13 protein-coding genes are annotated in these 14,972 nt (G+C 59.0%); 10 read left to right on the top strand and 3 right to left on the bottom strand.

All coding sequences use genetic code 11. From position 1 onward, the window contains the following. Positions 1–36: 36 nt before the first annotated feature. The 4 genes from I9H07_RS09900 (at position 37) to I9H07_RS09915 (ending at position 3,950) form a co-directional block, all read left to right on the top strand. Positions 37–945 carry a LysR substrate-binding domain-containing protein gene (locus tag I9H07_RS09900; protein WP_024673575.1) on the top strand — a complete coding sequence of 303 codons (909 nt, stop codon included), beginning with the start codon at positions 37–39 and terminating at the stop codon, positions 943–945. 182 nt (positions 946–1,127) lie between these two features. Then, a complete protein-coding gene (folE2, locus tag I9H07_RS09905) occupies positions 1,128–2,033 on the top strand; it encodes a GTP cyclohydrolase FolE2 (protein WP_236424437.1) in 906 nt (301 codons plus the stop codon). Between the two features lie 11 nt (positions 2,034–2,044). Further along, on the top strand, positions 2,045–2,605 hold the full coding sequence (locus I9H07_RS09910) for a carbonate dehydratase (RefSeq protein WP_024673573.1): 561 nt from the start codon (positions 2,045–2,047) through the stop codon (positions 2,603–2,605). A gap of 178 nt (positions 2,606–2,783) precedes the next feature. Beyond that, positions 2,784–3,950 carry a DUF1624 domain-containing protein gene (locus I9H07_RS09915; RefSeq protein WP_024673004.1) on the top strand — a complete coding sequence of 389 codons (1,167 nt, stop codon included), beginning with the start codon at positions 2,784–2,786 and terminating at the stop codon, positions 3,948–3,950. 48 nt (positions 3,951–3,998) lie between these two features. Here the strand turns inward: I9H07_RS09915 and I9H07_RS09920 are convergent, their stop codons facing one another. Continuing rightward, positions 3,999–4,604 carry a helix-turn-helix domain-containing protein gene (locus I9H07_RS09920; protein WP_024673005.1) on the bottom strand — a complete coding sequence of 202 codons (606 nt, stop codon included), beginning with the start codon at positions 4,602–4,604 and terminating at the stop codon, positions 3,999–4,001. A gap of 301 nt (positions 4,605–4,905) precedes the next feature. Here I9H07_RS09920 and glnT point away from each other — a divergent pair, with 301 nt between their 5' ends. From glnT to I9H07_RS09950, 6 genes are all read left to right on the top strand, one after another. Further along, positions 4,906–6,240, top strand: a complete 1,335-nt coding sequence (gene glnT, locus I9H07_RS09925) for a type III glutamate--ammonia ligase (protein ID WP_236424431.1) — start codon at positions 4,906–4,908, stop codon at positions 6,238–6,240. A 139-nt stretch (positions 6,241–6,379) separates the two neighbouring features. Beyond that, the gene (locus I9H07_RS09930; protein WP_236424434.1) at positions 6,380–7,300 is read left to right on the top strand and encodes a class II glutamine amidotransferase; all 921 of its coding nucleotides are present in this window, start codon (positions 6,380–6,382) and stop codon (positions 7,298–7,300) included. Next, a complete protein-coding gene (locus I9H07_RS09935; protein WP_236424435.1) occupies positions 7,297–7,980 on the top strand; it encodes a protein glxC in 684 nt (227 codons plus the stop codon). Before I9H07_RS09930 ends, I9H07_RS09935 begins: the two co-directional genes overlap by 4 nt. A gap of 27 nt (positions 7,981–8,007) precedes the next feature. Further along, positions 8,008–9,348, top strand: a complete 1,341-nt coding sequence (locus tag I9H07_RS09940) for an FMN-binding glutamate synthase family protein (RefSeq protein ID WP_058390971.1) — start codon at positions 8,008–8,010, stop codon at positions 9,346–9,348. 586 nt (positions 9,349–9,934) lie between these two features. Beyond that, positions 9,935–11,260: an ammonium transporter gene (locus I9H07_RS09945; RefSeq protein WP_024672083.1), complete on the top strand. Its 1,326-nt coding sequence runs from the start codon at positions 9,935–9,937 to the stop codon at positions 11,258–11,260. Positions 11,261–11,640: 380 nt separating this feature from the next. Continuing rightward, a protein-coding gene (locus tag I9H07_RS09950) for an IS3 family transposase (protein WP_236425799.1) occupies positions 11,641–13,016 on the top strand; the annotation gives its coding sequence in 2 pieces (ribosomal slippage) (positions 11,641–12,112 and positions 12,112–13,016; 1,377 coding nt in all). Positions 13,017–13,180: 164 nt separating this feature from the next. Here I9H07_RS09950 and I9H07_RS09955 read toward each other — a convergent pair. Then, entirely contained in the window at positions 13,181–14,218 is a 1,038-nt protein-coding gene (locus tag I9H07_RS09955; RefSeq protein WP_024672084.1) for an LLM class flavin-dependent oxidoreductase, read from the bottom strand. A 221-nt stretch (positions 14,219–14,439) separates the two neighbouring features. Continuing rightward, positions 14,440–14,775: a hypothetical protein gene (locus I9H07_RS09960; RefSeq protein ID WP_058391425.1), complete on the bottom strand. Its 336-nt coding sequence runs from the start codon at positions 14,773–14,775 to the stop codon at positions 14,440–14,442. Positions 14,776–14,972: the final 197 nt, after the last annotated feature.

Genomic DNA, 14,972 nt, shown 5'->3' on the forward strand with positions numbered 1-14,972 from the left:
ACCTTTGATTGCCGAAAAGGCAACGCAGGAGCCTTGATGCAACTCTATGGCGTACAGTCCACCGCCTTGCGCTACTTCCTCGAAGTGGCGCGTTGCGGATCGATCAGCGAGGCCTCGATTCGGCTCAACGTTGCGTCGTCGGCGGTCAGTCGGCAGATCAGCAAGCTGGAGCGGGAGCTGGATGCGCTGCTGTTCGAGCGCCAGGCCAGAGGCATGATGCTTAGCGAGGCGGGCATTCGGTTGGCGGCCTATGCGCGCAAATCCCAGTTGGAGGCCGAGCAGGTGGTGCTGGAGATTACCGAGCTGCAAGGCCTGCAGCGCGGCAATGTGCGCCTCGCCTGCTCGGAAGGTTTCGCGCTGGATTTCCTGCCGCAGTGCATCGCGCGGTTTCGGCAGGTTTACCAGGGCATTCATTTCTCGATGGAAGTCTGCGCCCCGGCCCAGGCCACTGAACGGGTGCGCTCGGGCGATGCGGACCTGTGCCTGACGTTCAGCCTGACGCCGCAGAACGAAATCAAGGTCGAGCACATTCACAGCGGCGCCATCTGTGCGGTGGTCAGCCACAATCATCCGCTGGCCTCGCGCAAGGAGGTCGCCCTGGCCGAGTTACAGCCTTACGCCATCGCCCTGACCAACACCGACACAACGCTGCGCCAGTTGTTCGATATCTGCTGCGGCGTGCAGGGCCTGATGTTCGACCCGGTGCTGACCAGCAATTACATCGGCGCGCTGCTGAGATTCGTCAGCGAGGAGGGGGGTATCAGCCTGTCCAGCGAAATGACCCTCGACAAGCGGATGCATGAAAAGCAGCTCAAAGCCCTGCCGATCAGCGACGAAGGCATGAAAGCGCGGCGCATCGAACTGCAAAGCATGGCCGGGCGCAACCTGCCTGCGGCCGTTGCGGCGTTTCGGGATTTTCTGATCGAAGAGTTGGCAAAGACCTGAAACGTTACTGATTTGTCGTCGCGTCCGTTCGTTTATAAAGGCCGCGTTGTACGTCGGCTTGATAGTGTCTGGAATTATGATGTTATAGTGTAACGAATTAGCGGTTGCACGCGTTGCGTTACCAGGCCGCCAACATCATGCTTCGCCCCGTGGCGAGGTTCGCCAGCGAGACCACCGACACCATGAACAACCCCCTCCCAGACGTTGCCCTGACGGAAGTTTCTTCGGCCCTGGTTTCACTTGACTGGGTTGGCATGCAAGGCGTCGAAGTGCCACTGATGCTCTGTGAACCGGGTGCCACACATCCGGTTCATGCCTACGCGGACCTGCAGGTCGATCTGGCCGATCCCGGCGTCAAGGGCATCCACATGTCGCGGCTGTATCGGCTGCTCGACGGTTTTGCCGAGCATCAGGTGCTCACGCCCGACACCTTGTCGGCGCTGCTGGAGGCAATGGTCGAGAGCCACGTCGATTGCCATTCCAGCGCCGCGCGCATCACGCTGGCGTTCAATCTGCTGTGCCGCCGGCCGGCGCTGGTCACCGAAGGGCTGAGCGGCTGGAAATCCTATCCGGTAACGCTTGCGGCCACTTGGCGAGCGGGGCGTTTGTGCCTCGACGTTGCAGCAGATATCACCTACTCGTCCACTTGCCCGTGTTCGGCTGCGCTGTCCCGACAACTGCTGGAAGAAGCCTTTGCCGCACGTTTCGGCCGGCAGTCGTTTGTCGACCCGATGCAGGTCGCGGCCTGGCTGCGGGACAACGCCTCTCATGCCACGCCGCACAGCCAGCGCAGCGTCGCAACGGTGCAGGTGCGGGTGGCGGAACACGCCAGCGAGCTGGGCCTGATGGCGTTGATCGATGCGGTCGAGCAAGCACTGGGCACACCGGTGCAGACCGCCGTCAAGCGTGCTGACGAACAAGCTTTCGCCCGGCTCAACGGGCAGAACCTGATGTACGTCGAAGACGCCGCACGCAAGATCCAGCAGGCGCTTGAGGGGCGATACGCAGCTTCAAGCGTCAGCGTGCGTCACTTCGAAAGCCTGCATCCTCATGATGCAGCGGCGCAGACTTCCAACTACCTGTCCTGAGGCTTCCTACCGTGATCCGTAAAAATCCGTCCGGCCATCTGCCGGTCATTGCCGAGTCCGCTTACATCGACAGCACTGCGATCATCTGCGGCAAGGTGATCATCAAGGACAACGTGTTTGTCGGTCCCTATGCTGTCATCCGCGCTGACGAAGTCGATGCCAGCGGCGATATGGAGCCGATTGTCATCGGTGCCAATTCCAATATTCAGGACGGTGTGGTCATCCACTCCAAATCCGGCGCTGCAGTGACCATCGGCGAGTTCACCTCGATTGCTCATCGTTCTATCGTGCACGGACCTTGCATGGTCGGTGATCACGTGTTCATCGGCTTCAACAGTGTGGTGTTCAACTGCACAGTCGGTAACGGCAGCGTAGTGCGCCACAACTCGGTGGTCGATGGCCGCGATTTGCCGGAGAACTTTTACGTGCCGTCCACGACCCGGATCGGCCCCAACACGGATCTCTCGCAGTTTCCGCCGGTGAGCATTTCGGCTTCGGAATTTTCCGAAGACGTGGCGCACACCAACATTGATCTGGTGCGCGGCTACAAGGCACTGCAGAACGAGTTTTGAAGCGCTGCGCGCAAGCGGCCAGCGGCCAGTTACAAGCTGCAAGCTACAAGCTACAAGCTACAAGCTACAAGCTAGAGGCTAAAAGCTTGAAGCTTTCCACTTGCAGCTTGCATCTTGCAGCTAATGGCTTGCCGCTACGAGCCATTAGCCCCCCTCCATCACGGACCTTGGACTTTTCATGACAACAGCTGTTCACCCCCCTCGAGCGCCGGCATCCCGGCTTCGCTCAATCGATGCTCTGCGCGGGCTGATTATTCTTTTCATGTTGCTGGACCATGTGCGGGAAACCTTTTTTCTGCACCGTCAGGTGCTGGACCCCATGGACATCACTGCCACCGAGCCGGAGCTGTTCTTCAGCCGCACGCTGGCGCATTTGTGTGCGCCATTGTTCGTGCTGCTGACCGGGCTTTCCGCGTACCTCTACGGCGAGAAATACCAGGGCAGAAGCGACGTGTCGGCGTTCCTGCTCAAGCGCGGGCTGTTTCTGATCGCGCTGGAATTCACCCTGGTGAGCTTCGCCTGGACCTTCGAGTTCCCGCCAACCGTCATCTACCTGCAAGTGATCTGGGCCATCGGCCTGAGCATGGTGGCGTTGTCGCTGATGGTGTTCCTGCCGCGCTGGGCGCTGGTGGTCATCGGTGTGGTGATCATTGCCGGACACAACCTGCTGGACACGCTGCATTTCGGCGTCGAGTCGGCCATGCACATCCCGTGGGCGATTCTGCATGATCGCGGCTGGATCGAGGTGTCGGACAACCTGCGTTTCCGTACCTCATACCCGCTGTTGCCGTGGATCGGCATCATTGCGCTGGGCTACGCTGCCGGGCCGTGGTTTGTCTCCGGTTTCGATGCGGCAACGCGTCAGGCGAAACTCTGGACCTGGGGCCTGGGTGCGCTGGCGGGTTTCGTGATCCTGCGCATGATCAACGGCTACGGCGAAAAACCGTGGAGTGTTGGCGAGACCGGCCTGCAAACCGTCATGAGCTTTTTCAACATCACCAAATACCCGCCATCGTTGCTGTTCATCAGCCTGACGCTGGGGATCGGCATGCTGATCCTGATCGGGTTCGAGCGCAGTCAGGAGAAAAGCTGGTTGCGGCCGTTGGTAGTACTCGGTTCAGCACCGATGTTTTTCTACCTGCTGCACCTGTACGTGCTGAAGATTCTGTACCTGATCGCTCTGGCCATCTGGGGTGCGAATCAGGGCAAATACTTCGGCTTTGACCACATGTGGGGCGTCTGGCTGACCTCGGTGGTGCTGGCCGTGCTGCTGTTTCCGGCCGTGCGCTGGTTCGCTGCGCTCAAGGCTCGCCGCCGTGATATCAGCTGGTTGAAATACCTGTAACTGCTGTACAGGCGGCATGCCGACAGGTGTGCCGCCTCCTGCCTGATTTCAATCCCCTTGCGCACCATAGTTCATGATCGACAGCAGCTTGATCGGCACTTGCACCAGTTGCTCGGGGCCGTGGGGGATATCGCCGTCGAAGGTCAGGCTGTCACCGGCTTGCATCGGGTACAGCTGGTTGCCGTGACGGTAGATCAGCTCGCCTTCCAGCAGGTGCAGAAACTCGGTGCCGGGGTGCGAGAAGGTCGGAAACTCTTCGCTGGCATCATCCATGGTCACCATGTACGCCTCGAAACTCTTCTTCGGCCCACGGGTATGGTTGAGCAGGTGATAGGTATGACCTTTCTCCGTACCACGCCTGACCACCTCCAGCCCTTCATCGGCCTTGACCAGTAGCGCACTGCTGCCTTGCTGATCGTACTGACTGAACAGCTTGGACATCGGCATGCCCAGCACGTCGCACAGGCGGCTGAGGTTGTCGAGGCTGGTCGAGACCTGTGCGTTCTCGATCTTGCTCAACATGCCCTGACTGATACCGGCGATACGCGCGACATCGGCGAGTTTCAATTCCTGCGCCTGGCGCTGGCGCTTGATCTGAATGCCCAGGTATTGCTCAAGCTTCAACTTGGGATGCGGTTCGTTCGGCGTATTCATCGGCTGTGCACAGTTTCCGTTCAATAATTTTTATTTCGCACTGGGAATGTGCGCGTTGAGCTGTCCGTGCTGATTCGGTTAATCGTTTATTCCCGCAGAGAAAACGAGTTTCCCACAAAAACAGGCCCTGCAAACAGCAGGATTGCGCCCTTTGCGCATTTCAGCGTGCCTGGCATACCCGGTTGGCAAGGGCTTTGCATTCCTAAAGGGAAAGTAAATTTCCTGTTCGGAATATATCTCGTCAGGCAGTGAAACTGCGATTCCTCCCTGAAACGTTTTGCTTATGCCAGGAGACAAGCTCATGTTGCCACCCGAAACACAGCGTCTGATCGAACAGCACGGCATCAAGTACGTGCTGGCTCAGTTCGTGGATATTCATGGCTCGTCGAAGACCAAATCAGTGCCTGTTTCCGGCCTGGAAATGGTGGCGGAAGCGGGCGCCGGTTTTGCCGGTTTCGCCATCTGCGGCATGGGCATGGAGCCTCACGGCCCTGACTTCATGGCCAAGGGCGACCTGGCGTCACTGACGCCGGTGCCGTGGCAGCCTGGTTACGGGCGGGTGGTGTGCATCGGGCATGTGGAGGGCAAACCGTGGCCTTACGACAGCCGGTATGTGTTGCAACAGCAGGTCGAGCGCCTCAGCCAGCGTGGCTGGACACTGAACACCGGCCTTGAGCCTGAATTCAGTCTGTTCAAGCGCGATGCCGCTGGCAGCCTGCAAATGGTCGACGCCAGCGACACCCTGGACAAGCCTTGCTACGACTATAAAGGCCTGTCGCGTTCCCGGGCATTTCTCGAACGGCTGACCGAAGCCTTGCAGCCCGTGGGCTTCGACATTTATCAGATCGATCACGAAGACGCCAACGGCCAGTTCGAGATCAATTACACCTACAGCGATGCCATGGAGTCGGCCGACCGTTTCACCTTCTTCCGCATGGCTGCCGGTGAGATCGCCAATGACATGGGCATGATCTGCTCGTTCATGCCCAAGCCCGACCCCAAGCGAGCGGGTAACGGCATGCATTTCCATCTATCCATCGCCAGTGCCGGCAACAAGAACCTGTTCCACGACGCCAGCGATCCGAGCGGTATGGGGCTGTCGAAGATGGCCTACCACTTCGCCGCAGGCCTGCTGGCGCATGGCCCAGCGCTGTGTGCGTTCGCCGCGCCCACGGTCAATTCCTACAAGCGGCTGGTGGTCGGCAATTCACTGTCGGGGGCGACCTGGGCTCCGGCCTTCATCGCATTCGGCGCCAACAACCGCTCGGCGATGGTTCGCGTGCCTTATGGCCGCCTGGAATTTCGCCTGCCGGACGCCGGTTGCAACCCGTATCTGGTCAGCGCCGCCATCATCGCCGCTGGGCTGGACGGCATCGACCGGCAACTGGAAATCGATCAGGTCTGCAACGAGAACCTTTACAAACTGAGCCTGGAAGAAATCGCTGCACGGGGCATCAAGACCCTGCCTCAGTCGCTCAAGGAAGCCTGTGATGCGCTGGAAGCCGATCGGTTGTTCGCCGAAGTGCTGGGCAACGAGATCGTTGGCGAATTCATCCGCCTCAAACGCATGGAGTGGGTGGAATACAGCCGCCACGTGAGCGACTGGGAAGTGAAGCGCTATATCGAGTTTTTTTAGTGGAGCAGCTGCAAGTTTCAAGCTTCAAGCGGCAAGAAGAAGCTGGATTGCGGCGTATTTGATTTTTCTGTCTAGGCGGTTGGTTTTCAGCTTGCGGCTTGCAGCTTGAAACTTTCCGCTCCCGAACAAGGTGAGGCTTATGTGCGGAATCGTTGGCTTGTATCTGAAAAACCCGGCGCTTGAGCCGCAGCTCGGCAAGCTGTTTGAACCCATGCTGGAGGCCATGACTGATCGTGGCCCGGACAGCGCCGGGTTTGCCATATACGGCGATGAAGTGGCGGAGGGCTGGGTCAAGCTGACCTTGCAGGCCACCACGGAACCGTATGATTTCAGGGCGTTGATTGCAGCGCTGGACACGCGATTGAATGCACCACTGGAGTGGTTTCAGAACGCCAGTGCCGTGGTGCTGAAGATCCAGGCCCAAGAGGCTCCGGTGCGTGCAGCGCTGGCTGAACTGGCGCCGAGCGTGCGCATCATGAGCGCCGGGCAAAGCATCGAGATTCTCAAGGGCATGGGTCTGCCAAGGGAAATTTCTTCGCGCTTCGGCCTCGCGTCCATGAAGGGCAGCCACATCATTGGCCACACCCGCATGGCCACTGAAAGTGCCGTGACCATGGAAGGCAGCCACCCGTTTTCCACCGGTTCCGACCTGTGTCTGGTGCATAACGGCTCGCTGTCCAACCACTTCCGCCTGCGCCAGAACCTGCGCCGCGAGGGCATTCACTTCGAGACGGATAACGACACCGAAGTGGCGGCGGGTTATCTGGCCTGGCGTCTGCAACAGGGCGACAGCCTCAAGCAGGCACTCGACAAGTCGCTGGAAGACCTCGACGGTTTCTTCACTTTCGCCATTGGCACGCGCAACGGCTTCGCGGTGATTCGCGACCCGATCGCCTGCAAACCGGCCATTCTTGCCGAAACCAATGATTACGTCGCCATGGCCTCGGAGTATCAGGCGCTGTCCAGCCTGCCGGGGATCGAGAACGCCAGGGTCTGGGAACCGGTCCCGGCCACCATGTACATCTGGGAACGCGAGCCAGCTCAGGGAGCACGCCCATGAAAACTGTCGATCTTTCCAGCGCCAGCGTGCGCGACCTCAATCAGGCCCTGCACGATCAGGTCAAGCAATTGCAGGACCGCGAATGGCGGGTGACGCATCCCGATGGCGCACATAACCTCGCGGTTGGCGTCAACGAAGCGATCTCCATCGATATTCAGGGGCATGCCGGCTATTACTGCGCCGGGATGAATCAGAAAGCGTCAATCACCGTGCATGGCAACGTGGGCGTCGGTTGTGCGGAAAACATGATGTCCGGTGCCGTGCGGGTCAAAGGCAGCGCCTCGCAGGCCGCCGGTGCCACGGCGCATGGCGGCTTGCTGGTGATCGAGGGTGATGCCGGTGCCCGTTGCGGGATTTCCATGAAGGGGATCGACATTGTAGTCGGCGGCAGCATCGGCCACATGAGCTGCTTCATGGGTCAGGCTGGTCGCCTGGTGGTGTGTGGTGATGCGGGCGATGCGCTAGGCGATTCGCTGTACGAAACGCGGATTTACGTCAAAGGCAAGGTCGAGTCGCTGGGCTCCGACTGCGTCGCCAAAGAGATGCGGGAAGAGCATCTGCAGGAGTTGCAGGAATTGCTCAATCGTGCGGGTTTCAACGAGAAGGCGGCGGATTTCAAACGCTACGGCTCGGCCCGTCAGCTCTACAACTTCAAAGTCGATAACGCCTCCGCGTACTGATCCAGGAGCACTACCATGAGCGATTCCATGAGCGATCCCGTCAGCCACAAACCTGCGCCAGTCCTGCGCGAGTCGGCCACTTTTGATCGCCTGACCATTCAGGAAATCCAGCGCGCTGCGGAAACCGGTATCTACGACATTCGCGGCGGCGGCACCAAGCGCAAGCTGCCGCATTTCGATGACTTGCTGCTGCTCGGCGCCAGCGTGTCGCGCTACCCGCTGGAAGGCTACCGCGAGAAGTGCGGCACCGACGTGGTGCTCGGCAATCGTTTCGCCAAGAAACCTCTGTACCTGAAAATTCCGGTGACCATCGCGGGCATGAGCTTCGGTGCGTTGTCAGCCAATGCCAAAGAGGCACTGGGCCGCGGTGCGACCATTGCCGGCACCAGCACCACCACCGGCGACGGTGGCATGACCCCGGAAGAGCGCGGCCAGTCGCAGCATCTGGTCTATCAGTACCTGCCATCGCGTTACGGCATGAACCCGGATGACCTGCGCAAGGCCGATGCCATCGAAATCGTCCTGGGGCAGGGCGCCAAACCGGGTGGCGGCGGCATGCTGCTGGGCATGAAAGTGACCGAACGCGTGGCTGGTATGCGTACGTTGCCGGTCGGCGTCGATCAGCGCTCGGCGTGCCGTCACCCGGACTGGACCGGGCCGGATGACCTGGCGATCAAGATTGCCGAGATTCGCGAAATCACCGACTGGGAAAAGCCGATCTACGTGAAGATCGGTGCCAGCCGTCCTTACTATGACGTGAAGCTGGCGGTGAAAGCCGGCGCGGACGTGATCGTACTCGACGGCATGCAGGGCGGTACGGCGGCGACTCAGGAAGTGTTCATCGAACATGTTGGCATCCCGATTCTACCGGCCATTCCGCAGGCGGTTCAGGCGTTGCAGGAAATGGGCATGCACCGCAAGGTGCAATTGATCGTCTCCGGCGGGATTCGCAACGGTGCCGACGTCGCCAAAGCCATGGCGCTGGGCGCCGATGCGGTCGCGATTGGTACGGCAGCGTTGATCGCGCTCGGCGATAACCATCCGCGTCTGGACGAAGAACTGAAAAAGATCGGCTCGGCAGCCGGCTTCTACGACGACTGGCAGAACGGCCGTGACCCGGCCGGCATCACCACCCAGGACCCGGAACTGTCCAAACGTCTCGACCCGGTCGAAGGCGGACGACGCCTGGCCAACTACCTGCGTGTGCTGGTCCTCGAAGCGCAGACCATGGCCCGCGCCTGTGGCAAATCGCACCTGCACAACCTCGACCCGGAAGACCTGGTGGCGCTGACCGTCGAGTCTGCGGCCATGGCGCGCGTACCCTTGGCCGGGACGTCGTGGATTCCGGGTTCGGGTTCGGGTTACTGATGCCATAACGATCTTTTGGAACGCGATAGCACTCACTGATGCCATAACGTGTTTTTGATCGAGATGGCACTGACTGATGCAATAAAGCGCTTTTGGACCGCGATGGCATGAACGACGCAAATTGCGACGTAAGTGACGGCTGAGTCCTGGCGCTGATCCGGGGGTAGCCTGGCAGGACGCCAGGCTAGCCGCACCGGGCCATGGAGGGCCCGTTGCGGCGACCCCCGGATCAGTGACAGGGCGAAGGAACCCGACGAAGTCGGGCCGGAAACGGAGCCGGGACTTTGCCTACTTTGGTCCCTCAAAGTAGGGCGCCGTAAGGGCGCAAAGGTGACATGAGCCGAACACCAATCCACCTGGCGTCGCAGAACCGCCGTGTGACGCAGAGCGTCACGAAAGGCATTACTACGTGGAGTGGGAACGAGAATCGTCGTAGTGTCAGCCCCGTTTTCCAGAGCTTTCAAGACATGTGCATGCGCCGTTCGCGCAACGAGAACTCAACCCCCAAGAGGCCGAAGAGCCTCGCTTATCTGAATGACCCTCTTTGCTGCCAGACACTTTCCATTCATTTGCGGGAGCTTTGAACATGGTCAATCGTCTACACGGCAAATCCCTTACGGCTTTACTCGCGCTCGGCGCCTTTGCTCCGATTGTACGGGCAGCTGACACCCCCGTGCTGAACACCGGCAGCACCGCCTGGATGGTCACCGCAGCAGTGCTGGTGCTGTTCATGTGCCTTCCGGGGCTGGCGCTGTTTTATGGCGGGCTGGTGCGCGCCAAGAACATGCTTTCGCTGTTCACCCAATGCTTCGGCATCGCCGGTGTGGTGGGCGTGCTGTGGGTGATCTATGGCTACAGTATGGTGGTCGACACCAGCAACATGGTCGAAGGGCAGGTGACATTCAACAGCTTTGTCGGCGGTCTGAGTCGTGCGTTTCTGGCCGGCATGACGCCGGACAGCCTGGTGGGCGACATTCCGGAAGGCGTGTTCGTGACCTTCCAGATGACCTTCGCCATCATCACGCCGGCACTGATCGCCGGGGCCTTCGCCGAGCGCATGAAATTCTCCGCCGCGCTGCTGTTCATGGCGCTGTGGTTCACCCTGGTATATGCGCCGGTGGCCCATATGGTCTGGGGCGGGGCGGGCGCGTTGATGCACAACTGGGGCGTGCTGGACTTTGCCGGAGGCACTGCCGTGCATATCAATGCCGGTGTTGCGGCACTCGCAGCGTGTCTGGTACTGGGCAAGCGCAAGGGCTACCAGAATACGCCGATGCCTGCGCACAACCTGAGCCTGACCATGGCTGGCGCGGCGATGCTCTGGGTCGGCTGGTTCGGCTTCAACATCGGCTCGGGCGGCGGCCTGAGCGGCACCTCCGGTATCGTCATGCTCAACACCCAGGTCGGCGCCTGCGCCGGGATTCTCGGCTGGATGTTCACCGAATGGTTCAAGGTCGGCAAACCGAGCGCGCTGGGCCTGGCCAGTGGTGCGCTGGCGGGTCTGGTCGGCATCACGCCAGCCTGTGCCTATGTGGGTGTGGGTGGTGCGCTGGCGATCGGCGTGCTGTGCGGCGTGTTTTGCTACCTGAGCGTAACCGTCCTGAAGAAACGCCTGGGCTACGACGACAGCCTTGACGTCTTCGGCCTGCATGGTATCGGCGGCATGATCGGAGCAGTGCTGACCGGCGTGTTCTGCGTACCCTCACTGGGCGGTCTGGTGCCGGATGTCAGCATGGGCGCGCAAGTGATTGCGCAGATCAAAGGTGTGCTGTTCACCACCGTTTACTGCTTTGCGGTCAGCTGGATCATCCTCAAGGTGGTCAACGCACTGGTCGGTTTGCGGGCTCACGAGTCGGTGGAAGACATGGGGCTGGATCTGGCTGAACATAACGAGCGTGCTTACAACCATTGAGATGGGTATCGTGCCGATGCTGCGCGTTGACATGCAATTGTGGACGCTCTGTGTCCTGACGTGAGTGTGCATCGCGGCATAGATATGTGACGCGGAGCGTCACGAGACACGTGCCCACGCGGAGCGTGGGTACGATAATCAATAAGCTCGGACACCTCTCGTTCCTCACGCTCCAGCGTGGGAATACCTTTCGCGACGCTCTGCGTCGCAAGGGGCGCGGAGTATTGGTTCTCGTTGAGCTCAACGAAAAAAGTTGACCTGAGTCGAACGCCAATCCACCCGACACCACAGAACAGCCGTGTGACGCGGAGCGTCACGAGAGGCGTGCCCACGCGGAGTGGTATGACCCCCGAAGGTTGGATACAACCTTTGGAGGCATCATGGGTAGATATACAGAACAGGCAAAACTCGCGGCCGTGCAGGAATATTGTGCCGGCAAGGCCGGTTTGAGGGATGTTGCACATCGCCACGATGTGGATTTTTCCTGTCTTAGGCAGTGGGTTGCGGCCTATCAGATTCATGGCGTAGCGGGCCTGCAAGAGAAAAAACGCCAGCGCTACAGTGACGAGTTCAAGCTGACTGTTTTGAAGCGCATGCATGATGAGCGTTTATCTCTGCGCCAGACAGCGGCCTTGTTCGATATCCGTCAGTTCGGCATCATCGGTCTATGGCAGCGCTATTATGAAGAGGGAGCCTTTGATGCCTCCTCCAAGCCACCCACAAAAGCCGGACGCCCAAGAAAGATGACGACTGCACTTCCCCCTGTGAACGCCCCCTCAATCGACGATGAATCGCGCTCGCGTGACGAGTTGCTTGCCGAGGTGAAGCAACTGCGGATGGAGGTCGACTATCTAAAAAAGCTCGATGCCTTGGCTCAGAAGAAGCAACGAATAGCGCAACAGAAAAAGCGCAAATCGTAACCGAACTGAGACTGGGGCATTCTCTGGATGGCCTGCTGAAGCTTGCCGGTCTGGCGCGCAGCACTTTTTACTATCAACAAAAGGTACTGCAAGCGGGCGATAAGTACGCCGGGCTCAAAGACCTGATTCAGACAGCTTTCTACGAGCATAAAGGCCGGTATGGCTATCGTCGTATCACGGCAGCGTTGCGGCGCGCAGGCCATCTTGTGAACCACAAGACGGTGCAGAAACTGATGGGGCAGCTAGGCCTGAAGAGCCTGGTGCGTGTGAAGAAATACCGTTCTTACAAGGGCGAAGTAGGCAAGGCTGCGCCCAACATTCTCAAGCGTGATTTCAAGGCCCAACACCTTAATGAAAAATGGGCCACGGACGTGACCGAGTTCAAAGTGGGAGGCCAGAAGCTCTATCTGTCGCCCATCATGGATCTGTACAACGGCGAAATCATTTCCTATGCAATCGCCAGGCGCCCGCTGTACTCCATGGTCGACGAAATGCTTGAAGGAGCGTTCAAGAAGCTTGAGCCGCATGAAAAGCCTATTTTGCACTCAGACCAGGGCTGGCAATATCGGATGCCTGTTTACCAACGATTACTCAATGAGCATTCGATCACATGCAGCATGTCGCGCAAGGGCAACTGCTACGACAACGCGGCTATGGAAAGTTTTTTTGGCACGCTGAAGTCCGAGTTTTTCTATCTGAACAAATTTAACGATCTGGATGAGCTTCATGCCGGCATCGACGAGTACATTGAGTATTACAATCACTCACGCATCAAACTGAAACTTAACGGCCTGAGCCCTGTGGAATACAGAATGCAGGCCGCTCAGGCAGCGTAGAGATAATCGTCCAACCTTCGGGGGTCATACCAGAGCGTGGGTACGATAATCAATAAGCCCGGACACCTCTCGTTCCTCACGCTCCAGCGTGGGAATGCCTTTCGCGACGCTCTGCGTCGCAAGGGACGCGAGCATTGGCATGAGCGTTACCGTTCTTGTTCAGCTCAACGAAACGCCGGCACCACGTGCTTGATAAACAGCTCAAGCGACTTCTTTTTTTCGGCGTGCGGCAGACTGTTGTCGCACCAGAAGCTGAACTCGTCGACCCCCAGCTCCTGGTAATGACGGATACGCGGAATGATCTCTTCGGGCGTGCCGATCATGGTGTTCTTGCGGATATTATCCAGCTCGAACTCCGGACGGTCCTTGAACTTCTCTTCCGGGCTCGGCGCGAGAAAGCCATTCACCGGCGTCTGTTTATTACCGAACCACGCATCGAACGTGCGATAGAACTTCGCGATGGCGCTTGCGCCGACTTTCCAGCCTTCGGGATTGTCTGCCGCATGCACATGGGTATGGCGCAGCACCATCAATTGCGGGCGAGGCACGTCAGGGTTATTGGCCAGCGCAGCTTCGAACTTGTTCTTCAGATCGACCACTTCCTCATCGCCCTTCATCAGTGGCGTGACCATCACGTTGCAGCCGTTCTGCACCGCGAAATTGTGCGAGTCCGGGTCGCGCGCGGCAATCCACATCGGCGGGGTATTGATCGGTTTGGGCACGCAGGTCGACGTAGGGAATTTCCAGATATCGCCATCATGCGCATAGTCGCCTTGCCACAAGGCACGAATCACCGGGACCATTTCACGCAGCGCCTTACCGCCTTCGGAAGCAGGCATCCCGCCCGCCATCCGGTCGAATTCCACTTGATACGCGCCACGTGCGAGGCCGACTTCCATGCGCCCGTTGCTGATTACGTCCAGCAGCGCGCATTCACCGGCGACCCGCAACGGATGCCAGAACGGCGCGATGATCGTGCCTGCGCCGAGATGAATATGCGTGGTCTTCGCGGCCAGATAGGCTAGCAGCGGCATGGGGCTTGGCGAGATGGTGTATTCCATCGCATGGTGTTCGCCGATCCACACGGTGCTGAAACCGCCTTGCTCGGCCATCAGGGTCAGCTCGGTCAGGTCTTCGAAAAGCTGGCGATGACTGACACTTTCATCCCAACGTTCCATGTGCACGAACAATGAAAACTTCATGACACTTACCTCGTTCAAAGCGTGGCGCTTGCGCAGGCTAAGCCGGCGTGCGTGATTGTCTGTCTGATGGTATACCGTAATATTAGCTGTGCAAGTCTTTTTTGCAGACGACAGGGCAGGCGTAAAAGGTAATGGCCGACCACAAAAAAAGCGCCTTGTGCGGGCGCTTTTGGGGAGAGTTACCAGGATGGAATAGCAGAGAGCACTAGGCTCAGGTCAGTTCAACTGCAGGCTTCGGAACCGATGTAATCGTCCGTGGTGTCTTGAATGATCGGTGCCATGCCTCGGATTGCACGGGCTTGCTCCATGATTTCCAGGGTCGAGCCGGTCCCGACCAGGTTCACCGTGTGTTTTTCACAGTTGTAGAGACGCTTGGAATAGATCACACCGAGCAGACCTTCCCGGCGAGTGACTACGACTCGCAGATCTGCGCTTCCGCTTTTCTCTACCAGCGCGTGGTGGGCGGCAGGGTCAGCGGGGACGGTTATGGTTTTTCCTTCGGCATGTACCGAGAAAACGGGGATCAACAAGGCTAAAAGACAGGCATTAGGCTTCATCAGTGCTCCTGCGGATGAATGCAACAGTATTGGATCCGAATTTACTCCCGTCCCGCAGTTCTGAATAGCCACTACGGTCAGCCTTTCGTCGGCTTGTGTGTCTGATCAGTCTGGCTGCTCGGCGGGGTCTGTCGGCACTGGCTGTTGGCCTGGCAACAGCGGCTAGACAGCTTGCCAGTGTGCAAACAGTTGACGCA

The sequence above is a fragment of the Pseudomonas syringae genome, from assembly GCF_023278085.1.
Classification (GTDB): Bacteria; Pseudomonadota; Gammaproteobacteria; order Pseudomonadales; family Pseudomonadaceae; genus Aquipseudomonas; species Aquipseudomonas syringae_Q.

Excerpts from the sequence above, each read along its gene's own strand:
- I9H07_RS09900 (WP_024673575.1), top strand. The coding sequence starts at position 37 with ATGCAACTCTATGGCGTACAGTCCACCGCCTTGCGCTACTTCCTCGAA.
- folE2 (WP_236424437.1), top strand. The coding sequence starts at position 1,128 with ATGAACAACCCCCTCCCAGACGTTGCCCTGACGGAAGTTTCTTCGGCC.
- I9H07_RS09915 (WP_024673004.1), top strand. The coding sequence starts at position 2,784 with ATGACAACAGCTGTTCACCCCCCTCGAGCGCCGGCATCCCGGCTTCGC.
- I9H07_RS09920 (WP_024673005.1), bottom strand. The coding sequence starts at position 4,604 with ATGAATACGCCGAACGAACCGCATCCCAAGTTGAAGCTTGAGCAATAC.
- glnT (WP_236424431.1), top strand. The coding sequence starts at position 4,906 with ATGTTGCCACCCGAAACACAGCGTCTGATCGAACAGCACGGCATCAAG.
- I9H07_RS09930 (WP_236424434.1), top strand. The coding sequence starts at position 6,380 with ATGTGCGGAATCGTTGGCTTGTATCTGAAAAACCCGGCGCTTGAGCCG.
- I9H07_RS09935 (WP_236424435.1), top strand. The coding sequence starts at position 7,297 with ATGAAAACTGTCGATCTTTCCAGCGCCAGCGTGCGCGACCTCAATCAG.
- I9H07_RS09940 (WP_058390971.1), top strand. The coding sequence starts at position 8,008 with ATGAGCGATCCCGTCAGCCACAAACCTGCGCCAGTCCTGCGCGAGTCG.
- I9H07_RS09945 (WP_024672083.1), top strand. The coding sequence starts at position 9,935 with ATGGTCAATCGTCTACACGGCAAATCCCTTACGGCTTTACTCGCGCTC.
- I9H07_RS09955 (WP_024672084.1), bottom strand. The coding sequence starts at position 14,218 with ATGAAGTTTTCATTGTTCGTGCACATGGAACGTTGGGATGAAAGTGTC.
- I9H07_RS09960 (WP_058391425.1), bottom strand. The coding sequence starts at position 14,775 with ATGAAGCCTAATGCCTGTCTTTTAGCCTTGTTGATCCCCGTTTTCTCG.